The 21,715-nt window shown below is 70.1% G+C and carries 23 protein-coding genes; 13 read left to right on the top strand and 10 right to left on the bottom strand.

All coding sequences use genetic code 11. The features are described from left to right. The first annotated feature begins 156 nt into the window (after nt 1-156). From dnaK to ACIBK1_RS05360, 6 genes are all read left to right on the top strand, one after another. A complete protein-coding gene (dnaK, locus tag ACIBK1_RS05385) occupies nt 157-2,022 on the top strand; it encodes a molecular chaperone DnaK (protein ID WP_030506813.1) in 1,866 nt (621 codons plus the stop codon). 32 nt (nt 2,023-2,054) lie between these two features. Continuing rightward, nucleotides 2,055-2,663 carry a nucleotide exchange factor GrpE gene (gene grpE / locus ACIBK1_RS05380; RefSeq protein ID WP_396732481.1) on the top strand — a complete coding sequence of 203 codons (609 nt, stop codon included), beginning with the start codon at nt 2,055-2,057 and terminating at the stop codon, nt 2,661-2,663. Nucleotides 2,664-2,786: 123 nt separating this feature from the next. Then, nucleotides 2,787-3,959 (top strand): molecular chaperone DnaJ, encoded by a 1,173-nt coding sequence (dnaJ, locus tag ACIBK1_RS05375; protein ID WP_076440022.1) that lies wholly within the window; start codon nt 2,787-2,789, stop codon nt 3,957-3,959. Nucleotides 3,960-3,963: 4 nt separating this feature from the next. Beyond that, nucleotides 3,964-4,311: a heat shock protein transcriptional repressor HspR gene (locus tag ACIBK1_RS05370; RefSeq protein WP_030506810.1), complete on the top strand. Its 348-nt coding sequence runs from the start codon at nt 3,964-3,966 to the stop codon at nt 4,309-4,311. Between the two features lie 24 nt (nt 4,312-4,335). After that, nucleotides 4,336-6,927 (top strand): ATP-dependent chaperone ClpB, encoded by a 2,592-nt coding sequence (clpB, locus tag ACIBK1_RS05365; RefSeq protein WP_030506809.1) that lies wholly within the window; start codon nt 4,336-4,338, stop codon nt 6,925-6,927. Between the two features lie 160 nt (nt 6,928-7,087). Then, entirely contained in the window at nt 7,088-8,416 is a 1,329-nt protein-coding gene (locus ACIBK1_RS05360; RefSeq protein ID WP_030506808.1) for a hypothetical protein, read from the top strand. A 218-nt stretch (nt 8,417-8,634) separates the two neighbouring features. Here the strand turns inward: ACIBK1_RS05360 and ACIBK1_RS05355 are convergent, their stop codons facing one another. Next, complete coding sequence (locus ACIBK1_RS05355; protein WP_030506807.1) at nt 8,635-9,174, bottom strand: YfgM family protein; 540 nt, start codon at nt 9,172-9,174, stop codon at nt 8,635-8,637. Nucleotides 9,175-9,337: 163 nt separating this feature from the next. On the opposite strand from ACIBK1_RS05355, the gene ACIBK1_RS05350 reads away from it, so the two are divergent. Next, nucleotides 9,338-9,733 (top strand): hypothetical protein, encoded by a 396-nt coding sequence (locus ACIBK1_RS05350; RefSeq protein WP_030506806.1) that lies wholly within the window; start codon nt 9,338-9,340, stop codon nt 9,731-9,733. 47 nt (nt 9,734-9,780) lie between these two features. On the opposite strand, the gene ACIBK1_RS05345 is transcribed toward ACIBK1_RS05350, so the two are convergent. Both ACIBK1_RS05345 and ACIBK1_RS05340 read right to left on the bottom strand, forming a co-directional pair. Further along, nucleotides 9,781-10,350: a TetR/AcrR family transcriptional regulator gene (locus ACIBK1_RS05345; RefSeq protein WP_030506805.1), complete on the bottom strand. Its 570-nt coding sequence runs from the start codon at nt 10,348-10,350 to the stop codon at nt 9,781-9,783. Nucleotides 10,351-10,631: 281 nt separating this feature from the next. Then, complete coding sequence (locus ACIBK1_RS05340) at nt 10,632-11,738, bottom strand: CapA family protein (RefSeq protein ID WP_030506804.1); 1,107 nt, start codon at nt 11,736-11,738, stop codon at nt 10,632-10,634. Between the two features lie 100 nt (nt 11,739-11,838). Here ACIBK1_RS05340 and ACIBK1_RS05335 point away from each other — a divergent pair, with 100 nt between their 5' ends. Together ACIBK1_RS05335 and ACIBK1_RS05330 are read left to right on the top strand one after the other, a co-directional pair. After that, complete coding sequence (locus ACIBK1_RS05335; RefSeq protein ID WP_036405543.1) at nt 11,839-12,282, top strand: Fur family transcriptional regulator; 444 nt, start codon at nt 11,839-11,841, stop codon at nt 12,280-12,282. A gap of 68 nt (nt 12,283-12,350) precedes the next feature. Continuing rightward, complete coding sequence (locus ACIBK1_RS05330) at nt 12,351-13,799, top strand: catalase (protein ID WP_030506802.1); 1,449 nt, start codon at nt 12,351-12,353, stop codon at nt 13,797-13,799. A 194-nt stretch (nt 13,800-13,993) separates the two neighbouring features. On the opposite strand, the gene ACIBK1_RS05325 is transcribed toward ACIBK1_RS05330, so the two are convergent. Together ACIBK1_RS05325 and ACIBK1_RS05320 are read right to left on the bottom strand one after the other, a co-directional pair. After that, nucleotides 13,994-14,200, bottom strand: a complete 207-nt coding sequence (locus tag ACIBK1_RS05325) for a DUF397 domain-containing protein (protein ID WP_030506801.1) — start codon at nt 14,198-14,200, stop codon at nt 13,994-13,996. Between the two features lie 63 nt (nt 14,201-14,263). Next, a complete protein-coding gene (locus tag ACIBK1_RS05320) occupies nt 14,264-15,121 on the bottom strand; it encodes a helix-turn-helix domain-containing protein (RefSeq protein WP_030506800.1) in 858 nt (285 codons plus the stop codon). A gap of 518 nt (nt 15,122-15,639) precedes the next feature. Here ACIBK1_RS05320 and ACIBK1_RS05315 point away from each other — a divergent pair. From ACIBK1_RS05315 to ACIBK1_RS05305, 3 genes are all read left to right on the top strand, one after another. Next, on the top strand, nt 15,640-15,846 hold the full coding sequence (locus ACIBK1_RS05315; protein ID WP_156080830.1) for a hypothetical protein: 207 nt from the start codon (nt 15,640-15,642) through the stop codon (nt 15,844-15,846). A 104-nt stretch (nt 15,847-15,950) separates the two neighbouring features. Beyond that, the gene (locus ACIBK1_RS05310) at nt 15,951-16,553 is read left to right on the top strand and encodes an HD domain-containing protein (protein ID WP_030506799.1); all 603 of its coding nucleotides are present in this window, start codon (nt 15,951-15,953) and stop codon (nt 16,551-16,553) included. Nucleotides 16,554-16,654: 101 nt separating this feature from the next. Beyond that, nucleotides 16,655-17,563, top strand: coding sequence for a Rieske (2Fe-2S) protein (locus tag ACIBK1_RS05305; protein WP_357314547.1), 909 nt, complete (start codon nt 16,655-16,657; stop codon nt 17,561-17,563). Nucleotides 17,564-17,602: 39 nt separating this feature from the next. Here ACIBK1_RS05305 and ACIBK1_RS05300 read toward each other — a convergent pair whose 3' ends face one another. Genes ACIBK1_RS05300 through ACIBK1_RS05290 form a run of 3 tightly spaced genes read right to left on the bottom strand, consistent with a single transcriptional unit; the run spans nt 17,603 to nt 19,452 of the window. Beyond that, nucleotides 17,603-17,848 (bottom strand): hypothetical protein, encoded by a 246-nt coding sequence (locus tag ACIBK1_RS05300; RefSeq protein ID WP_239104857.1) that lies wholly within the window; start codon nt 17,846-17,848, stop codon nt 17,603-17,605. Between the two features lie 6 nt (nt 17,849-17,854). Then, complete coding sequence (locus tag ACIBK1_RS05295; protein ID WP_030506796.1) at nt 17,855-18,604, bottom strand: sulfite exporter TauE/SafE family protein; 750 nt, start codon at nt 18,602-18,604, stop codon at nt 17,855-17,857. 59 nt (nt 18,605-18,663) lie between these two features. Beyond that, entirely contained in the window at nt 18,664-19,452 is a 789-nt protein-coding gene (locus tag ACIBK1_RS05290; protein WP_030506795.1) for an ABC transporter ATP-binding protein, read from the bottom strand. Nucleotides 19,453-19,523: 71 nt separating this feature from the next. Between ACIBK1_RS05290 and ACIBK1_RS05285 the strand changes: the two genes are divergently transcribed. Then, a complete protein-coding gene (locus ACIBK1_RS05285; protein WP_030506794.1) occupies nt 19,524-20,249 on the top strand; it encodes a hypothetical protein in 726 nt (241 codons plus the stop codon). A gap of 7 nt (nt 20,250-20,256) precedes the next feature. On the opposite strand, the gene ACIBK1_RS05280 is transcribed toward ACIBK1_RS05285, so the two are convergent. Both ACIBK1_RS05280 and ACIBK1_RS05275 read right to left on the bottom strand, forming a co-directional pair. Continuing rightward, the gene (locus ACIBK1_RS05280; protein ID WP_396723620.1) at nt 20,257-21,165 is read right to left on the bottom strand and encodes an LLM class flavin-dependent oxidoreductase; all 909 of its coding nucleotides are present in this window, start codon (nt 21,163-21,165) and stop codon (nt 20,257-20,259) included. 81 nt (nt 21,166-21,246) lie between these two features. Next, nucleotides 21,247-21,711, bottom strand: coding sequence for a MarR family winged helix-turn-helix transcriptional regulator (locus ACIBK1_RS05275; RefSeq protein ID WP_030506792.1), 465 nt, complete (start codon nt 21,709-21,711; stop codon nt 21,247-21,249). Nucleotides 21,712-21,715 lie beyond the last annotated feature (4 nt).

Genomic DNA, 21,715 nt, shown 5'->3' with positions numbered 1-21,715 from the left:
CGGGGCAGAGAGGACCGTCCACACAAGTTCGTGATGACGGGATGAAACCCGCGCGCTCCAGGGTTGAGCCCCATAGACTCAAGACGTTTGACAGACCCCTCGGCGGGGCTAGTATTTGAGTCTGACCGACTCAACTTTGACTACAAGGACGTACTCATGGCACGTGCGGTAGGTATCGACCTGGGGACGACCAACTCTGTCGTCTCGATCCTCGAGGGCGGCGAGCCCACGGTCATCGCGAACGCTCAGGGCTCGCGGACCACGCCGTCCGTGGTCGCGTTCGCGAAGAACGGCGAGGTTCTCGTCGGCGAGGTCGCCAAGCGGCAGGCGGTGACCAACGTCGACAGGACCATCCGCTCGGTCAAGCGCCACATGGGCACGAACTGGTCGATCGAGATCGACGGCAAGAAGTTCACGCCCCAGCAGATCAGCGCGTTCGTCCTGCAGAAGCTCAAGCAGGACGCGGAGGCGTACCTGGGCGAGAAGATCAACGACGCGGTCATCACCGTTCCGGCGTACTTCAACGACGCCCAGCGGCAGGCCACCAAGGAGGCCGGCCAGATCGCGGGCCTCAACGTGCTGCGCATCATCAACGAGCCCACCTCCGCGGCCCTGGCCTACGGCCTCGACAAGGAGAAGGACCAGACCATCCTGGTCTTCGACCTCGGCGGCGGCACCTTCGACGTGTCCCTGCTCGACGTCGGCCAGGAGGACGGGCACGGGTTCGTCGAGGTCAAGGCCACCAGCGGTGACAACAACCTCGGCGGCGACGACTGGGACCAGCGGGTCGTCGACGAACTGGTGACCCGTTTCAAGAACGCGCACGGCGTGGACCTGGCCAAGGACAAGATGGCCCTCCAGCGCCTGCGCGAGGCGGCCGAGAAGGCCAAGATCGAGCTGTCGGCCCAGACCGAGACCACGATCAACCTGCCCTACATCACCGCCTCCTCCGAGGGTCCGCTGCACCTGGAGGAGAAGCTGACCCGGGCGGAGTTCCAGCGGATCACCGCCGACCTGCTCGAGCGATGCAAGGGCCCCTTCCACCAGGTCATCAAGGACGCGGGCATCAAGATCGCCGACATCGCCCACGTGGTCCTGGTCGGCGGCTCCACCCGCATGCCGGCCGTGTCCGAGCTGGTCAAGGAGCTGACGGGCGGCAAGGAGCCCAACAAGGGCGTGAACCCGGACGAGGTCGTCGCCATCGGCGCCGCGCTCCAGGCCGGTGTCCTCAAGGGCGAGGTCAAGGACGTCCTGCTGCTCGACGTCACCCCGCTCAGCCTGGGCATCGAGACCAAGGGCGGGATCTTCACCAAGATCATCGAGCGCAACACGACGATCCCGACCAAGCGCTCGGAGGTCTTCACCACGGCCGAGGACAACCAGCCGTCGGTGCAGATCCAGGTCTACCAGGGCGAGCGCGAGATCGCGGCGTACAACAAGAAGCTGGCCACCTTCGAGCTGACCGGCATCGCGCCGGCCCCGCGCGGAATCCCGCAGATCGAGGTCACCTTCGACATCGACGCCAACGGCATCGTGAACGTGTCCGCGAAGGACCTCGGCACGGGCAAGGAGCAGTCGATGACCATCACCGGCGGCTCGGCCCTGGGCAAGGACGACATCGAGCGCATGATGCGCGAGGCGGAGTCCTACGCCGAGGAGGACAAGCGGCGCCGCGACGAGGCCGAGGTCCGCAACAACGCGGACTCGCTGGCCTACCAGACGGAGAAGTTCCTCCGCGAGAACGACGAGAAGGTCCCGGCCGACGTGAAGACGGAGGTCAACGACTCGCTCGCCGAGCTGAAGAAGGCGCTGGAGGGCACCGACATCCCCGCCATCCGCACCGCCGCCGAGAAGCTCGCCACGGTCAGCCAGAAGATGGGCTCGGCCATCTACGCCCAGTCGCAGGCCGGCGCCGAGGGCGCCCCGGCCGGCGCGGACGCGGAGGGCGCCCAGGCGAAGGCCGACGAGGACGTGGTCGAGGCCGAGATCGTCGACGACGAGCGGGAGGGCGGCCACAAGTGAGCCCGCGTGAGAGCGGTTCCGAGGAGGAGCCGGTGATCCGCGACAACCGCAAGATCGACCCGGAGACCGGCATGGCTCGCGAGGCCGCCGGGGACGCCCCCGAGGCCGCCCCCGGAGACCAGGGCACGCAGACGGCGGCGGCGCCCGCCTCGGGGTCCGCGACGGACCTGCTCGCCGAGCGCACCGCCGACCTGCAGCGGCTCCAGGCGGAGTTCAGCAACTACCGCAAGCGGGTCGAGCGCGACCGGATCGCCGTCAGGGAACAGGCCGTCGCGAGCGTGCTCACCGAGCTGCTGCCGGTGCTCGACGACATCGGCCGCGCCCGTGACCACGGCGAGCTCACCGGCGGGTTCGCGAAGGTGAGCGAGTCGCTGGAGGCGGCCGTCGGCAAGCTGGGCCTGACCGCGTACGGCGTGAAGGGCGACCCCTTCGACCCGACCGTGCACGAGGCCCTGCTGCACAGCTACTCGGCGGAGGTGACCGAGCCGACGTGCGTCGAGATCCTCCAGCCGGGCTACCGGATCAACGACCGGATCCTGCGGGCCGCCCGCGTGGCGGTCGCGGAGCCGAGCGAGGATGCCGCGGCGCCGGAGGAGACGGCGGCCGGCTCCGGCGAGTCCGGCGAACCGGACGCGAACTGAGACCGCGGGGTCTCTCCCGATCGGCGAAGATCGGGAGAGACCCGCGAGGGCGCCCGTGACGACAGCCACGGGGGCCTGCGCGGAACACCGATTCACTCCCCTTTCGTGCGAAGGAAGCGATAGATGAGCACCAAGGACTACTTGGAAAAGGACTACTACGCCGTCCTTGGTGTGCCCAAGACCGCGAGCGCCGAAGAGATCAAGAAGGCGTACCGCAAGCTCGCCCGCAAGTACCACCCCGACGCCAACCCGGGGAACAAGGAGACCGAGGAGAAGTTCAAGGAGGTCTCCGAGGCGTACGACGTGCTCTCCGACGTCAAGCGGCGCAAGGAGTACGACGAGGCGCGCACGCTCTTCGGGTCGGGCGTCGGCGGCTTCGCGGGAGCGGGGGGCCCGCGCGGCGCCGGCGGCGGCTTCAACTTCGACCTCGGCGACCTGTTCGGCGGCTCGGGGTCGAGCGAGCGGATCGGGGACCTGTTCGGGGGGTTGTTCAACCGGGGCGGAGCGGGCACGCGCACGACCACTGCCCGGCCACGGCGCGGCCAGGACGTCGAGTCGGAGGTGACGCTCGCCTTCGGCGAGGCGGTCGACGGCACCACCGTGTCCCTCCGGCTCACCAGTTCCGCCGCCTGCACCGCCTGCGGCGGCACGGGGGCGAAGGCGGGCACCACGCCACGGGTCTGCCCGACCTGCGAGGGAACCGGAGCGGCCAGCCGCAACCTCGGCAACTTCGCCTTCTCCGAGCCGTGCCGCGACTGCCGCGGCCGGGGCCTGGTGGTCGACGACCCCTGCCCCGTCTGCGAGGGCAGCGGGCGCGGCAAGAGCACCCGTACGATCCAGGCCCGCATCCCGGCCGGGGTCGGCGACGGCCAGCGCATCAGGATCAAGGGCAAGGGCGCGCCCGGTGAGAACGGCGGCCCGGCCGGGGATCTCTACGTGCTGGTCCACGTCAAGCCGCACCCCGTGTTCGGGCGCAGCGGGGAGAACCTGACCGTCACCGTCCCCGTCACCTTCCCCGAGGCCGCGCTCGGCGCCGAGATCAAGGTGCCGACGCTCCGGGGGATGCCGGTGACCCTGCGCATCCCGGAGGGAACGCCCAACGGGCGGACGTTCCGGGTGCGTGGCCGTGGGGCCCCCCGCAAGGACGGCACGAAGGGCGACCTGCTGGTCACCGTCCAGGTCACGGTGCCCCAGACCCTCGACGACAAGGCCCGCGCGGCCCTTGAGGAGTTCAGGAACGCCACGGAGGGCCAGGACCTTCGCGAAGAGCTGATCAAGCAGGCCAGAAGCGAGTGAGCCGATGGATGCCAGGTTTTTCGACATCTCCGACGACACCCCCGTCTATGTGATCTCCGTAGCCGCCCAGCTGTCCGGGCTGCACCCGCAGACGCTCCGCCAGTACGACCGGCTCGGGCTCGTGAGCCCCGGCCGTACGGCGGGGAGGGGGCGGCTGTACTCGACAAGGGACATCGTGCTTCTGCGCGAGGTCCAGCGGCTCTCCCAGGAGCACGGCATCAACCTCGCCGGCATCAAGCGCATCCTCGAACTCGAAACCGAGAACATGCGCCTGCACGAGGAGGTCACCCGGCTCAGGGGTGAGCTCACGATGTTGCGGGCACTGGTCCGCTACGAACTGCCACCTGCCTGATCGGCGGAAACGAGGCATTCACATATGGACTACAAGTTCACCCAGAAGAGCCAGGAGGCCCTGTCCGCGGCCGTCCGGCGTGCCGCGGCCGACGGCAACCCCGAGGTCGCGCCCGCGCACCTGCTGACGACCCTGCTCGCGCAGAACGGCGGCATCGCCGGTTCGCTGCTGCAGGCCGTCGGCGCGGACCCCCGGCACCTGCGTGCCCAGGCCGAGGACCTGCTCGACCGGCTTCCGAAGGCGCAGGGCTCCACCGTGAGCGCGCCGTCCAGCTCACGCCAGCTGCTGACCGTGCTCAACACCGCCGCGCAGCGGGCCAAGCAGCTTGAGGACGAGTACGTCTCGACCGAGCACCTGCTCGTCGGGCTGGCCACCGACGGCGGGCAGGTCGCCGACCTGCTCAAGGCCGCGGGCGCCACCCCCAACGCGCTGCTGGAGGCGTTCGAGAAGGTCCGCGGGCACGGGAGGGTGACCAGCGAGACCCCCGAGGACACCTACCAGGCGCTGGAGAAGTACGGCGTCGACCTCACCGAGCGGGCGCGTTCGGGCAAGCTCGACCCGGTGATCGGGCGCGACAGCGAGATCCGCCGGGTCATCCAGGTGCTGTCGCGGCGCACCAAGAACAACCCCGTGCTGATCGGCGAGCCCGGCGTCGGCAAGACCGCCGTGGTCGAGGGCCTCGCCCAGCGGATCGTCGCGGGCGACGTACCCGAGAGCCTGCGCAACAAGCGCCTGGTCGCGCTCGACCTCGGCGCGATGGTCGCGGGCGCCAAATACCGCGGCGAGTTCGAGGAGCGCCTCAAGGCCGTGCTCAACGAGATCAAGGAGAGCAACGGCCAGATCGTCACGTTCATCGACGAGCTGCACACGATGGTCGGCGCGGGCGCCGCCGAGGGCGCGATGGACGCCGGCAACATGCTCAAGCCCATGCTGGCCCGCGGCGAGCTGCGCATGATCGGCGCCACCACGCTCGACGAGTATCGCGAGCGCATCGAGAAGGACCCGGCCCTGGAGCGGCGGTTCCAGCAGGTCTACGTCGGCGAGCCGACGGTCGAGGACACGATCGCGATCCTGCGCGGGCTCAAGGGCCGCTACGAGGCGCACCACCAGGTGCAGATCTCCGACAGCGCCCTGGTCGCCGCCGCGACGCTCTCCGACCGCTACATCACCGCGCGGTTCCTCCCCGACAAGGCCATCGACCTGGTGGACGAGTCGATGTCGCGGCTGCGCATGGAGATCGACTCGCGTCCGGTGGAGATCGACCAGCTCCAGCGGATCGTGGACCGGCTGAAGATGGAGGAGCTCGCGCTCGCCAAGGAGACCGACGAGGCCAGCCGGCAGCGTCTGGAGAAGCTCCGCGAGGAGCTGGCCAACCGCCAGGAGGACCTCAACGCCCTGGTCAGCCGCTGGGAGCACGAGAAGGCCGGGCTCAACAAGGTCGGCGAGCTGAAGAAGCAGCTCGACGAGGCGCGCGGCGCGGCCGAGCGGGCCCAGCGCGACGGCGACTTCGAGGCGGCCTCCCGTCTCATGTACGGCGATGTGCCGCGGCTGGAGAAGGAACTGGCCGAGGCCACCAAGGCGGCCGAGAAGGCGGAGGCCGAGGCCGAGCCGATGGTGAAGGAGGAGGTCGGGCCCGACGACATCGCCGAGGTCATCTCCTCGTGGACGGGCATCCCGGCGGGCCGGCTGCTGGAGGGCGAGACCGCCAAGCTGCTGCGCATGGAGGACGAGCTGGGCAGGCGCCTGATCGGCCAGCAGCAGGCCGTCCAGGCCGTCTCCGACGCCGTGCGACGGGCCAGGGCCGGCATCTCCGACCCCGATCGGCCGACCGGCTCGTTCCTCTTCCTCGGCCCCACCGGCGTCGGCAAGACCGAGCTGGCCAAGGCGCTCGCCGAGTTCCTGTTCGACGACGAGCGGGCCATGACCCGCATCGACATGAGCGAGTACAGCGAGAAGCACAGCGTGGCCCGGCTGGTCGGCGCACCGCCCGGATACGTCGGCTACGAGGAGGGCGGCCAGCTCACCGAGGCCGTGCGGCGCAGGCCCTACACCGTGGTGCTGCTCGACGAGATCGAGAAGGCCCATCCCGAGGTCTTCGACATCCTGCTGCAGGTGCTCGACGACGGCCGGCTCACCGACGGGCAGGGCCGCACGGTCGACTTCCGCAACACGATCCTGATCCTCACCTCGAACATCGGCTCGCAGTTCCTCGTGGACCCCACGATGGAGAACGAGGCCAAGCACGAGGCGGTGATGAACGCGGTGCGGGCGTCGTTCAAGCCCGAGTTCCTCAACCGGCTCGACGACATCATCGTGTTCGACGCGCTCGGCACCGAGGAGCTGTCGCAGATCGTGGACCTGCAGGTCGCCCGGCTCGCCCAGCGCCTGTCCGACCGCCGTCTCAAGCTGACCGTCACCTCGGCCGCCCGCGACTGGCTCGCGCTGACCGGCTACGACCCGCTGTACGGCGCGCGCCCGCTACGCCGCCTGATCCAGTCGGCCATCGGCGACAAGCTCGCCAAGGAGCTGCTGTCGGGGGCCATCCGGGACGGCGACGAGGTAATCGTCGATGTTGACGAAGCAGGTGACACGCTGACGATCCAGCCCTCTCGGTAAGGTCTTCCCCACCATTGGGGCAAGCGCGCCCCGCCCTTTCCTCTCGCTGCTACGTTCGGCGTTCGTCGGACTACCGTACGCGATCAGGGGGACGTGGATGTCCAGGACATCACGAAGTATTCGAGGGCGGTGCGTCGCGCTTGCGGCGGTCACTGCCGGGGTGAGCTGGCTCACCGGGGGCCCGGCGATGGCGAAGGACGGAGCGCTGGCCGACGCCTGCCGGGCCCAGACCCGCGACGTCACCGGCCACGACGCCACCGGCCGCGACCTCACGGGAGGACTGACCACCCTTCCGGCGGCGGGCGTGCTGAGCATCGCCGACGCGGCCGGAGCGGCAGCCGGGCAGGGGCACGACTCGCTTCCCACAGGCTCGGCCACGGTCGCCCGGACCATCCCGGGGCCCTCGGCGCTGCCGGCCGTGCCCGGCCCCCGTACGCTGCCGGGCACGGCATCCGGTGCCGCCAAGGCCGCTCCCGCCGTTCCCGGTGTTCCCAGCGTTCCCGGGGCCACAGCGGCGCTGCCCGCACCGGCGGGCGCCGCGAAGACGCTTCCCGCCGACGCCACGACCCTCTCGGCGCCCGCGAAGGCGGTCTCCGCGCCGGTGCACAACGCCGTGGCCGGCGCCACGGCCGTCGCCGAGCCGCGCCGCGCGCCCGCCGTTCCCGGGGCCGACGCCAAGACCCTGTTCCCGGTCAGGAGCACCGTGCCCCTCCTGGCCGTCGCCCCTGCCAAGCCCAGCACCGCGAACGCCTGCGCGCCGCAGGCGCTGCGGACCGCGCCGGCCGCCCGGGAGCGGGAGCACCCCGTCGCGCAGGGGAATCCGAAGAAGAGCCACCGGCATCCCAAGCCGCAGGACGAGTCGGCGGGCGCGGCGACCCGGGGCGACTCCGCCCAGGGCCGGGCGGCGCAGAAGCCGGGGACGCAGAAGCCGGGGACGCAGAAGCCGGGGACGCAGAAGCCGGGGACGCAGGAGCCGGGCCAGAGGCCGGATGCGCGGAACCAGGGCGCACAGGGCGCTCTCGCGCCCCAGGGCGTGTCCAACAGCACCAGCTCGCAGAGCGGCGCCTCGGGCCAGGAGCAGAGCACGAAGACCTTCCCGGTGAAGGACCGCCGCCACCGCAAGGCGCACCACCCCCACAAGCAGCCCGGCGTCGCGGCTCCCGCCCAGGGCGCCAATCAGGCGGGTCAGGCCGGGCGGCCCATGCCCGGCACGCGCAACACCGCCCTGGCCGAGGGCGAGCGCAAGAAGGGGACCAAGGACAAGCGTCAGCGGGACGACGCCGCGCGCGGGCAGGGAACCGGCATGGGCGTGGAGCCTGACGTCGCGGACGGCCGGCACGTGCCGCGGCTGCGGCCGCGCGTGTACCCCAAGGCGGCCTCGCACCAGCAGGTCGGCGACATCACCGCCCCGGCCGCCCTCACCAAGGCGACGGACACCCGCGCGGTGACCGATTTCGCCGCCGCGACCGGCAAGAAGCTCCTGCCGTAACCCCCGATCCGCCGTACGACGCGTAAGACGGCGGCCTTGCGGCCGGCGGCCCGGGTTCGGCGACCGGGCCGCACGACGAGTGGTTCGCCGGGCGAGTTCGAGAAGACAGCGTGACCAAGGGGCCGTGACGCACGGCCCCTTTTCACATGCCCTCACACCGGCCGGCGTACGTGACCGCTGCGACCCGCGCGGCCCCGAAGCCGGGATGCGGGAAGGACTCAGCGGGAGACGTCGAGGAGGGCGTCGAGGTCGTCCTCGGGCAGGCCGAGATCGACCCGGATGCGATAGCGGGTGCGCAGCAGCGAGTCGCGGATGCCCGACCCCGTCGTGCCGCACGCGCGGATGCCGTCGGTGGCCCACTCGTGCGCCGCGTCGAGGTCGCCGTACGCCATGAGCGTCTCGGCGACGGTCAGCGCGGTGGCCGGGTTCCAGTCCCCCGACCTGACCGCGGCGATCACCGCCCTGGCCTCCTCGGGCCGGTCGAGCTCGAACAGTGTGTCGGCGATTCCCGCCCGCGGGTCCACCGGCACCTCCCCGCCGTCCTCCAGGGCGCTCTGGTAACGGTCGAGGGCGGTCGCGGGCTGCCCGGCCGAGCGCCACTCCTCCGCGGAGAGCACGAGGATCGCCGCCCTGGACATCTCTCCCGACTCGTACCCCTGGGCCAGCGCGTCGAGGCGGCGGGCGAGGGCACCGTGGTCATCGAGCAGCAGAGCCTGTTCGAGCAGTCGGTCCACCTGCTCATTTGTCACATGTGCCACAGAGCCGAGGCTACCGATCCCGGCCTGTTTTCGCAGGACAACACCAGGCATTGCCGAAGCAACGATTAGTACACGTTTGACTACTATCCGCTTTTCCCAGCAGATAGTCGGGCATATCGCACCATGCCTGTGCCAATCGAAGCTCGGCGAGGAGCGTTACAGCATGTCCAAGCGGGTGATTCTGACTCTCGCCTCCACAACGGTGCTCGCCGCCGTGGTTCCGGGTTTCGCCGGCTTCGTCACGGCCCAGTACGAGGCGCTCGACCAGGCCCGCGCCGAACTGGCCCGGCTGCAGACCAAGCTTCAGATGATGGAGCTGCGCGTCGAGCCTGCGGCGACGCTGCGATGCCGCACCGGCGCGACCGGGAAGAGACAGCCGAGCCTGATGGACGAGGACGACACGCGGGAGCTGACGATACCGCCGCGCACCCGCACCAGGTCGTGGCAGAACACCGCCTACGTCCAGGGCACCGTACCGGAGCGGTGGCCCTCGATCGGCGTCCCCCGCGTCGTACCCGGCCCGCAGGCGCCGGGCGATCCGCACCGCCCCCGCGAGTGAGCCGCTCCGCCCATAGGGAACGGCCCGCACCGCGAGGGCGCGTGTCGTCAGGCGCGCCGCGAGACGGCGGAGGCGAGCTGGCGGGACAGATACCCGCGGACGAGTTGTTTGGCTTCGTCCACGATCCCGGGGTCGCCGTGCGGGTCGTGCCGGAAGGCGAGCTTCAGCACCGCGTCCCCGGCCTCGACGGCGACGAGGATGGCACGATCCAAATCCTCACTGTCGGCCAGTCCGAATTCGGCGAGCAGCAACGCGCGCAGCCGCCCGGCGATCACGGTGTTGTTGTCGGACACGGAGTCGAGGAGGTCGAGGTCGAAGACCTCGCCGAAGTGCAGCGAGCGGAACCCGGGAACGCTGCGGTGCATCTCGACGTACTCGTCGATGATGGCGCCGACGGCGTCCCACCAGCCGGAGTAGTCCTCCACCATGAAGCGACGCCCGACCCGCGCGACGAACAACTCGACGTTCCGCCGTGTCAGGGCCTGGCTGAGCGCCCGCTTGTCCGGGAAGAACTGGTAGACCGACCCGATCGCCACTCCGGCCCGCTCGGCCACCCGGGTGGTCGTCAGCGCGTCGTACCCGCCCTCGTCGAGCAACTCGGCGCAGGCGTCGAGCATCCGCTCCACTCGGCGGGCACTGCGACGCTGCGAAGGACGCCGCCGCAGCGGCTCACCGGGATGTGACGCGCGGGGCGACATCCCCTCACCACTCCCATGGCCCCGTTTTTCGGCGGCAGCACAGGTCTCAACGGCAGCACACTGCTCGACGGCGAAAGCGGGACCGCCTGCTTCCTTCACATACCGGCTGGACACTCACCCATCTTGCCTGTTTCACGCGCCGTGGTCAGCGCTTATCGACCGGTCGTCTGAATTGCGGCAAGAATCCCGTAGCGCCATCGTCAGGAGTCGGCGGGTGCGGCCGACAGGCCGGTGCAGCCGCGCAGCGCGCGGTACGCGCCGAGCGCCTGCTGCTTGGCCCCGCCCGTCACGGGAATCGGCACGCCGCCGTTGATCCGCGCGGGGGTCCACTGGTCCTTGAGCACCTTCCTGCCGTTGATCGTCAAAGTGAGCACCCCGGTCGTCCCGGTGTCCGGGCCCCAGTTGTAGAAGGCGAAGTTGCCCAGGCCGTAATGCACGTACGCCTCACCGGAGTAACCGCCGCCCAGCAGGATGTGCGCGTGGCTGCCCACGATGACGTCGGCTCCCGCGGCCACCAGCTTGTCCGCCAGGCTCCGCTGCACCGGCGTCGGGCACTTGACCAGCTCGGTGCCCCAGTGCAGGAACACGATGACGGTGTCGGAGTTCTTGCGTGCCTGCCGTACGGCACGCAGGAGGCGGGGCTCGTTCTTCGCCGACGCGAGCCCGGCCTTGTCCCCGGAGGCGGTCCACGACTGGATGAACTGCTGGTCGAGCACCTGGGTCGCACCGATGATCGACACCCGGTTGCCGTTGACCGTCCTGCGATAGGGCCGGTATGCCTCGGTCTCGTTCGCGCCGATGCCGATGACGGGGAACTTCGAGGACCTGATCGCGGCGAGCGTGTCCCGCAGGCCGCTCTCCATGTAGTCCATGCCGTGGTTGTTGGCCATCGTGACGACGTCCACCCCGGCGGCCTTGAGAGCCGTGAACGCCGCGGCCGGGGCGCGGAAGGTGAACTGCTTGCCCGGCGCGGGCGTGCCGGCGGTGGTGATGGCCGTCTCGAGGTTGAGGGCGGTGAGATTGGACCTGCGCAGCACGGCGGCGATCGGGCCGAGCGCCGTACGCGGGTCGGCGTTGAGCCGGTTGCGCAGGATGCCCTCGAAGTGCACGTCACCCGCGAAGGAGATCGTGAAGGGGCGCCGCTGCGGCTTGGGAGCCGGCGTCGCGGTCTTGACCTCCAGTTGTGACGCGCCGGGGACGGGCTCACTCTCCGCCGGGCTGCACCCCGCGACGAGGAGGGGGGCCGCGAGGAGAGCGAACAGGGACAGGGCGAGGGGCTGACGTCTCACGGCACCCGAGCATGCCATCTCCCGCCGTCGTCCGGGGAGCCCGGGGGAGATCCAAGGGCAAATAACTGGGAGAGTTCCTTTACTTGAATCGTTCAAGTGTGCTGCTAACGTGGGAGCTGTGGACGACGCCGGGCGCCTTCGCCAGGCCGGACTTCGGGTGACCGCGGCTCGGCTCGCGATCTTGCACACCGTGGATGGAGGCGACCACCTCGACGTGGAAGCCATCCATCGCGGAGTGTGCGATCGCGTCGGCCAGGTGTCCCTGCAAGCCGTCTACGACTCGCTGAACGCGTTGCAGCGCGGCGGACTGCTCCGCCGCATCGAGCCCGCGGGCAGCCCGACGCGGTACGAGACGCGGGTGGGCGACAACCACCACCACCTCGTCTGCCGCAGCTGCGGCAGAGTCACCGACGTCGACTGCGCGGTGGGGCACGCGCCCTGCCTGGAGCCGGTGTCGGACGCCGGCTACCTCGTGGACGAGGCGGACGTCATCTACTGGGGCCTGTGCCCCCCGTGCCGGGCCGAGACCGGCAGCGCCCAGCCCCACTCCGCCCACGCCTGAGCCTCGCGCCCCCTGCTTCCGTCGTTTCCGCACGCGGTTCCAATGAAGTGACTCCGGAGGACAGCCCCATGACCGACAGGCCCATCACCACCACTGACGCCGGGATCCCCGCTCCCAGCGACGAGTTCTCGCTGTCCGTCGGACCCAACGGCCCGCTGCTGATGCAGGACCACTACCTGATCCAGAAGATGGCCCACTTCAACCGGGAGCGGGTGCCCGAGCGCGTGGTGCACGCCAAGGGCGGCGGCGCGTACGGCGTGCTGCGGATCACGGAGGACGTCAGCCAGTACACCAAGGCCTCGCTGTTCCAGAAGGGCAAGGAGACCGAGCTCATCCTGCGGTTCTCGACCGTCGCCGGCGAACTGGGCAGCGCCGACACCGTGCGCGACCCCCGCGGCTTCGCGATCAAGTTCTACACCGAGGACGGCAACTACGACATCGTCGGCAACAACACGCCGATCTTCTTCATCCGCGACCCCTCGAAGTTCTCCGACTTCATCCACTCGCAGAAGCGCCGTGCCGACACCCACACGCACGACCACAACATGCAGTGGGACTTCTGGACGCTGTCGCCCGAGTCGGCCCACCAGGTGTCGTTCCTCATGACCGACCGCGGCACTCCGCGCAGCTGGCGGCACATGCACGGCTTCGGGTCGCACACCTTCCTCTGGTACAACGCCGCCGGCGAGAAGTTCTGGGTCAAGTATCACTTCAAGACCGAGCAGGGCGTCGAGAACTTCACCGACGCCGAGGCCAAGGCGCTGGTGGCGGAGGACCCGGACTTCCATCTCCGCGACCTGCACACCGCCATCAGGAACGGCGACCACCCGGCGTGGACGGTCAACGTCCAGATCATGCCGTTCGAGGACGCGGCGGACTACCGGTTCAACCCGTTCGACCTCACCAAGGTCTGGCCGCACTCCGACTACCCGGAGATCACCATCGGCCGGTTCATGCTGAACCGCAACCCGGAGAACTACTTCGCCGAGGTCGAACAGGCGGGATTCGAGCCGGCGAACCTGGTGCCGGGCGTCGGGCCCTCCCCGGACAGGATGCTCCAGGGCCGGCTGCTCTCCTATCCGGACGCCCACCGCTACCGCATCGGGCCGAACTATCTGCAGCTTCCGGTCAACGCGCCGAAGGTGCCCGTGCACAGCTACAACCGCGACGGTCATATGCGTTACCGCAACCCGGGCGACCCGGTCTACGCGCCGAACAGCGTCAACGGCCCCGCGGCCGACCCGTCGCTCTACGAGGGCGAGAACTACCAGATCACCGGTGAGATCATCCGGAGCGCCTACGTCAGGCACCGCGAGGACGACGACTACGTCCAGCCCCGCGCGCTGTGGGAGAACGTGCTCTCGGACGTCGACCGCGACCACATGGTGGGCAACATCGTCGGCCACGCCTCGGCTCCCGAGGTCACCGCCGACATGAGGAAGCGCGTTGCCGACTACTGGACCAACGTCCACAAGGACCTCGGCCAGCGCGTGGCGCAGGGACTCGGCGTCGCCTGACCCCCTTCCCCTGACGTACGGCTCGCGCCCTTCTCGGGGCGCGGGCCGTACGTGCGTGCGCGACCGTCGTCACGAGCGCCCCGCGGGCGTCGTTTCCCGAGGTCGGAACATCCGGCCGGACTCGCCTCGCGGAAGGCCGGATCACCGAGGACCGGGGCCTGCGAAGGCCGGATTCGCTGAAAGTCTGGGCTGATTTAAAGGTCGAACTCGCCGTCCTTCACGCCGCCGATGAACGCGTCCCATTCCGCGGAGGTGAAGACGAGAGCGGGACCGTCCTGGTTCTTGCTGTCGCGCACGCCTACATGCCCGTCGGGCAGTACGGCGACTTCCACACACTGGCAGTTGTTAGAGCTCCGGCTGCTCTTCCACCAGGCGGCGCCGGACAGGTCAATCGAGTTCATGGACAATGTTTCTCTCCCCCCGGAAATCATGTCGCGCAGGTTCCCGGGGCGGTCTAGAGCTGGCTAACGCCAGTGACGGACAGTTTTCTCCAAGAACCGGCGGGAGTCGTCCACGTCGAGAGCCTTCGTCTCCAGGTAGTCGAATGCCACCTCGTACCGGTAGACGATCGCCTCGTCCTCGACCAGACGCCCGCCCAGGAGTGCCTCCAGGTATACGACGTCGTGGAAGTCGGGCACCTTGAGGTGACAGAACGCCCCGGTGTTGATCGGGTGGTCCGCGTCGAGCGGCAGGATCCGCAACTCGACGTTCGGCAGCTCCGACACCTCGATCAACCGCTTGAGCTGTTCCCGCATCACCTCGTGGTCGCCGAACCGGCGCAGCAGGACCGACTCCTCCAGAACGGCCGAGATGGCCAGCGGGCTATCCGCCCTGAGAACCGCCTGCTGGCGCGCCATCCGGACCTCGATCCGGCTGCGGACGCCGCCCGGCAGCTCAAGGGTGCTCCGTTGTCCGCTCTCCATCATGGCCCGGACGTACGCCTCTGTCTGGAACAGACCCGGCACCACCTGGGGTTCCCAGTCACGTGCCGCCGTGGCTTCGGCCTCCAGTCCAAGGAACGTCGTGTATTCCTTGGGCAGGGAGTCGTGGTAATCCTCCCACCAGCCCTTCCGGGTCGCGTCCCGGTGCAGGGCGAGCAGCTCTTGGCGTTGGCGGGAATCTACCATGTAGATCACGAGAAGTGCCTCAACATCGCTCGTGCGAGGCGAGGTCCGCGCCGTCTCGATCCTGCTGATCTTCGCTGCCGACCAGCCGAGCCGCGCGGCGACCTGGTCGCCCGTCAGATCGGCACGCTCACGTAAGCGGCGCAGTTCCTGCCCCAGCCGACGGCGGCGGACGGTGGGACTGCCGTGCTCGGGCATCCCTGCCGACCTCCTTCATCCGGTGAATCCGGTGGTTGCGATGGACGCACGGATGGTGGGCGCGCCCTGGCCGATCGGGCGCGCGGGTGAGGGGCGCCCTGTTCGAAGATTACCGCGCCCGCTCGTGCAACTTGCACCGTAATTTTCAGCGTATCCACACAAGATTCTTGCGGATTTCTTTTCGTCAAGTATTGCAGGGCATTGCGTCCTGAGTCACGATCGATGTGGGAAAGGTCTCCGGAGTGTGGGGGCGCCGGCGTCGCCGGCGAAATACTCCGAAACCGCTTCCCCATCCGGGGCACGCGCCCGGCGAGGGGCGCCGGCCGCTTCGGATGCGCGTGACAACGGGAGGCATCCGGGCCAGCGGGATTTCGAGATTCGGCCGGCGTCGCCGGCGCTCGCATCGCACGAGCAGCGAACACCGAATTGAGCCGTTCCGAGGATTGGACGCGCTCTCCGTACGACGAATTCAGGACGACGAGATCTCCGTTTGGCACCTCTCCGGAAGGAGTCTCTTGGTGAACCCCCCAGGTGCCGCCTGGTTATTACTGATCAAAAGCCGGATGACGATGGCCGACCTGGCGCTGTGCGCCGACCAGGACAGGTGGGCGCGCGAACTGAGATGGACCGTGAGCCGCACCGGTTTCGGCGCCCGCCACTATCGCGACCCCCGCTTCGACCTCGTACGCGAACTGGAGGAGGTCGGCCGCCTCTTCACCGTCTGACGCCCGCGGGCGCCGGACGGGAGAAGGGCATGCGCTTCACCAGCCTGACGGCGCGCGGCGCCGGATCGGGGACGAACTGATCGTGACCGGTTAGGCTTGCACGGGTGACGACCGCGCTCATCCACGAACGGCTGCAGTCCCAGCTCGCCTTCCACACAGAGATCGACAAGCTGAAGCGCGTCATCCGCCGGAACTCGCTGATCGACGGCTCGCGCCGGGAGAACGACGCCGAGCACTCGTGGCATCTGGCCATGATGGCGATGACGCTGGCCGAGCACGCGCCCCCGGGAACCGACATGTCCAAGGTGGTCGCGATGCTGCTCGTCCACGACATCGTGGAGATCGACGCCGGTGACACCTTTATCTACGACCCCGTCGCGGTCGAGGGGCAGGCCGCTCTCGAACGCGCGGCGGCCGACCGGATCTTCGGGCTGCTGCCGGACGACCAGGGGGCGCGGCTGCGCACCCTGTGGGACGAGTTCGAGGAGCGGCGCACACCGGAGGCGAGGTTCGCCAGGGCGCTCGACCGGCTCGCGCCGATCATCGCCAACCACCACAACGAGGGCGGCACCTGGCCGCTCTACAAGGTGACGGCCGCCCAGGTCATGGAGAAGGTGCGGCTCATCGAGGAGGGGTCGCCCACGCTCGGCGAGTACGCGGCGGAGTTGGTCGCCGGTTCGGTCGCCCGGGGTCATCTGGCGCCCTGATTGGGAGCGCGCCGGCCCGGAACTCGCTTGTACCGTCCCATACCTGTCCATGTTCACACCTGTGACGCGGGGGTACGTGATCCCGTGTTAGGGGGCGAAACATGGAAGAGACGACCAGGCCGAAGGCGGGCCGGACGGCACGGAGGGTCCCTTCGGCAGAGCTCCTCGACGGGCTCGAGCGGGCCACCGCGCTCGACCGGCCGATCGCCGTCATATCCAAGAAGGTCCGCCGCAGACTCGGCCCGGGCAAGCTCCGGGACGTCCTGCACGGGGTGCCCATGGGACACCCGCTGCACCCGGCGCTCGCGGTGACGACCTTCGGCTGCTGGCTGTCGGCGAGCCTGGTGGACATGACCAAGACGGGCTCACGCGCGGCGCGGACGCTGATCCTGGCGGGGCTGAGCAGCGCCGTTCCCACGGTGGCGGCCGGCCTCACCGATTGGTCCACTCTCCACCGCGAACAGCAGCGCGTGGGCCTGGTGCACGCCATGACCAACACCGCCGCGGCGCTCTGCTACACGGGTTCTCTCTTCTTACGGGTGACGGGACGCGAACGCGCCGGGCGCATGCTGGGGTACGCGGGACTCGTGGCGGCGTCCGCGGGTGCGCACCTCGGCAGCCACATGTCCTACCGCCAGGCGGCCGGGGCCAACCACGCGGAGTCGGTCGGCCACCTCATGCCGCTCGGCTGGCACGACCTGTGCGCGCTCAAGGACCTGCCCAACGGGCGGCCGGTCCGGCGGCGGCTCGGCTACATCGACCTTTTCGTCCTTCGCCTCGGCGACGACGTGAGCGTCCTCGCGGACAACTGCTCCCACCTCGCCGGCCCTCTCCACCAGGGGCGGGTCGCCATGGAGGAAGGCCAGGCATGCATCGTCTGCCCGTGGCACGGCAGCGCCTTCCGCATCTCCGACGGCCGGGTCATGCACGGTCCCGCCACGTCGCGCCAGCCGGCCTTCCAGACCCGGCTGCGGCAGGACGGCGTCATCCAGGTCCGGCCCGCGGAGTGACTCCAGCCCGCAGCGGCGCGTCGCGCGCCCGGACCCGGGTCAGCCGGTGTCCGGGCCGCGGTCGTCGGCGGGATGTTCGACCAGCGCCAGCACGCGGTTGGACATGAACCGCGCGGTGCGGACGGGCGTGCCCGCCCGCGTGACCTCGGTGACCTCGACCACTCCCCGGCCCGTCGTGATCTCGATCCGGCGGCCCGCCCTGGTCGCGACCACCTCGTAGGTGCGCGGGGTTCCCCCCGCATCGATGACGATCTCCACCCGGTCGCCCTTCACAAGGGCATACATACCCTTTCAGGACAGCAGCTTCACTATCGCCACGATTCCGACGACAACAATGAATCCCCGCAGCAAGGGTGCGGGCAGCCGGCGGCCCACGCGGGCCCCGAGGAAGCCGCCGGCGGCCGAGCCCAGCGCGACCAGCAGCACGGCGATCCAGTCCACCGGCGCGATGAACGCGAACAGCACCGCGGCCGCGGTGTTGACCAGCAGCGACAGCAGGTTCTTCGCCGCGTTCACCCGTTGCAGGTCCTCGTCGAGGAAGCTGCCCAGCAGGCCGATCAGCACGATGCCCTGGGCGGCGCCGAAGTAGCCGCCGTACATGCCCGCGCCCAGCACGCCCAGCCACAGCCACGGCCCCCCGTGGGGGTGCGGCCTGCGCCGTGCGGCCAGCCACTCGTTGATCCTCGGCTGGAACACCACCAGGAGGCAGGCGACCGCGATGAGCACCGGGACGATGACCTTGAACGCCTCGGCCGGCAGGAGCAGGAGCAGGACCCCGCCGGCGAGCGAGCCGATCACCGATGCGACGCCGAGCCGCAGCAGCCGCTCACGCTGGCCCTTGAGCTCGGCGCGGTAGCCGAGCACGCCGGTCACGCCGCCGGGGACGAGCCCGACGTTGTTGGACACGTTCGCGACGATCGGCGGGAAGCCGACGGCCAGCATCGTCGGGAACGTGATGAGGGAACCCGACCCCACGACGGCGTTGATGGCCCCGGCCCCGACACCGGCCGCGAAAACCGCGGCCGCCTCCCACGGCGTCACTCGCATCTCTCCCTCGTACGGCTATCCGCCAAGGGTAGGCGGCGGGCTCCGCCCGAAGGTCAGAGGGGACGGGCGTACCAGCGGCCCTCCTGGCCGCGGTCGAGGTGCAGCGGCACGCCGAAGGTCGCGGACAGGTTCTCCTGCGTCATCACCGCGTCGATCGGCCCCTGGTCGACGACCGAGCCGTGCCGGAGCAGCAGCACGTGGGTGAACCCGGCCGGGATCTCCTCGACGTGGTGGGTGACCAGCACCATCGTGGGCGACTTCGGGTCCCGGGCCAGCGCGCCGAGACGGCGTACGAGATCCTCGCGGCCGGCCACGTCGAGCCCGGCGGCGGGCTCGTCGAGCAGCAGCAGCTCCGGGTCCGGCATGAGCGCACGGGCGATCTGCACCCGCTTGCGCTCGCCCTCCGACAGCGTCCCGAAGCGCCGCCGGATCAGGTGGGCGCAGCCGAGCTGGTCGATGAGCTCGACCGCCCGGGTGACGTCGTGGGAGTCGTACTCCTCCGTCCACCGGCCCAGGATCGCGTACGACGCGGTGAGCACGAGGTCGATGACCTTCTCGTCCGGCGGGATGCGCTCCGACAGGGCCGCGCTGGCCAGGCCGATCCGGGGCCGCAGGTCGAACACGTCCGTCTGGCCGAGCCGCTCGCCGAGGATCTCCACCGAGCCCTCGGACGGGAACAGCAGCGATGCGGCCACCTGGAGCAGCGTCGTCTTCCCCGCGCCGTTCGGCCCGATCACCACCCAGCGCTCGTCTTCCCTGACGCTCCAGTCGATGCCGCGCAGCAGGGCCGCGCCGTCCCTTCGGACGGCCACGTCCTGAAGCTGAAGCACCTGACCGCCCATGTGGTCCCCCTCCCGTGGTTCGCTGAGATAAAACTATGGCAGTCCCACCACATATCGTGGATCGGGTGCGCATCGAATCACCGATCTCCGCCACGCTCGTCGCCTGGGGCAACGCCTGGCTCGGGGGACACGTGAGCCTGGAGCACGCCCTCGACCGCGTCGAGCGCGAGGCCGGGCCTCAGGTGGTGGCGGCGGATGACGTCGAGACCCCCCTGCTCGCCTACCTCGTCGACCGGCGGATCGAGGGGCTGGGCGCGTTCCGGCTGGCCCTGCCGGTGCCCGGCGACCCCCTCGGGCTCACCGGGCCGCCCGCCTTCAACGGCGCCGCGATCGACGCGGGCCAGGCCGCCGTGGCCGTGCTGTCCGGCCGGTGCCTCGGTCTCGTGCCGTCCGCCGACCGGCGCGGCTCGTCGTACTGCGGAATCCGCTGGACCGTGGCCGAGGCGTCGTCCGTGCCACCCGACGTGCCGTCGCTGGCCGAGGCGGAGCAGGCGCTGCGGACCACCATGATGGCCGCCACCGAGGCGCTGCTGGGCGTGGGCGGCCCGGCGCAGGGCTTCCCGGCGCCGGACGCGCTCGACCGCGCGGGCGAGGCCCTCGCCCCCGGTTATCCCGGCAGGGCGCACCGGGTCGGCGCCCTGGCCGCCCGGTTGTCTGTGGCGCTGCGTCTCGCCGACGAGCGGGGGCTCACCTCCGGGCAGGTCACCGCCCGCGGGCAGGCCCTGCGCGACCTCGACCGCGCCGTACGGCGGGCCAGGGTGGCCGCGCACAACGCCATCGTCGAGTCCCAGGTCTGACCCGCGTTCACGGCGCGGCGACCGCCTCGCGGACGGCGGGCGCGACCTCCTGGGCCCAGCGGGCCAGAAGGGTGAGGTCGGGGGCGCCGTGGTCGGCGGAGAAGAGCGTGAAGCCCGACGCGCCGTGCTCCAGCACGGCTCCGGTCAGTTCCTCGACCCACTGGGCGGCGGAGCCGCCGATCCAGCGGCCGTCGGAGTCGCGGGTGGCGGGCAGCGGCCGGTCGGTGATGCGCCCGGGGAAGTTGAAGACCGTGCGGATCTCCCGCGGATCACGGCCGGCGGACGCCGCCGCCTCGTCGACGACCGGCCGCGACGTGCGGTAACGCTCGCTGAGCCAGTCGGCCGCGTGGCCGGGGATCCAGCCGTCGGCCACCCGGCCGGTGGCCGCCAGGGATTTGCGGCCGACCGACCCGGTCCACACCGGCGGCGCGGGCACCGGCGCCGGCTCTATGTGGTTCACCTGGTAGTGCGTGCCCTGGTAGGTGACCGGAGGGCCGCCGCCCGACAGCAGCTTGACCAGGACGATCGCCTCCTCGAAGGCGTCCACGGCGTCGCCTGGTGTCAGCCGCGGCACCCCCATGTCGGCGATGCGATCCCACAGCCCGCCCGCGCCCATGCCGAGCACGATCCGGCCGCCCGACAGCGCCGACAACGACGTCACCATCCTGGCCAGCATGGGGGCGGGGCGGGTCGGCAGGTTGGTGACGTTGGCGAAACCGGCGATGTGCCGCGTCTGCCCGAGGATGAAGCCGAGCGCGGCGTAGGCGTCCACGCGTCCGCCGAGGTAGGGGTGGTCCGACAGCGTGAAGATGTCGAGCCCGTCCCTGTCGGCCTGCCGGACCATGCGCAGCAGCTCGGGTATGTCGTCGACGCCGGAGTGCGCGCCGAACCCGAAGACGACGTCTTGTGCCGACATTGTTCCGCCTTTCCCCGAAAACAAAAGTTCGTGCCACGAACCATATTAGTTCGTGGCACGAACTTCAATCGTCCCCGGGATTCAGCGCACGGGATCCGGTTCCAGGAAGACGGTGGGGACCTTGTTGTCCGTCACGACACGGCCGAGCAGGGCGGCGAGCGTGTCACGCTCCGCCGGGGCCAGCCCCGACGCGAGTTCCTCGACACGGCGACAGGTCTCGGTGTAGAACTCGTCGGCCAGTTTGGCGCCCTGCCCGGTGAGCGACACCCGCACCGCGCGGGAGTCCTGGGGGTCGGGGGTGCGTTGCACCAGCCCGTTGCGCTCGCTGCGGTCCACCAGGCCGGTCAGGCTCGACTTCGCCAGGCCGAGCATCGCGCCCAGCTCGCTCATGCCGTAGGGCTGCGCCATCAGGACGCACAGCAACTGGCCCTGCTGCTGGGTGAGGCCGTACTCGCGGGCGGAATTCGCATACACGGCGTTCACCAGGAACGTGGACCGCACCAGTGCGGCCACCGTCCCGATCCGGCCATCGGCATTCTTGCTCACCGGA

The sequence above is a fragment of the Microbispora rosea genome, from assembly GCF_044460045.1.
Taxonomy (GTDB): Bacteria; Actinomycetota; Actinomycetes; order Streptosporangiales; family Streptosporangiaceae; genus Microbispora; species Microbispora rosea.
This window is presented reverse-complemented; position numbering and strand designations above follow the sequence as displayed.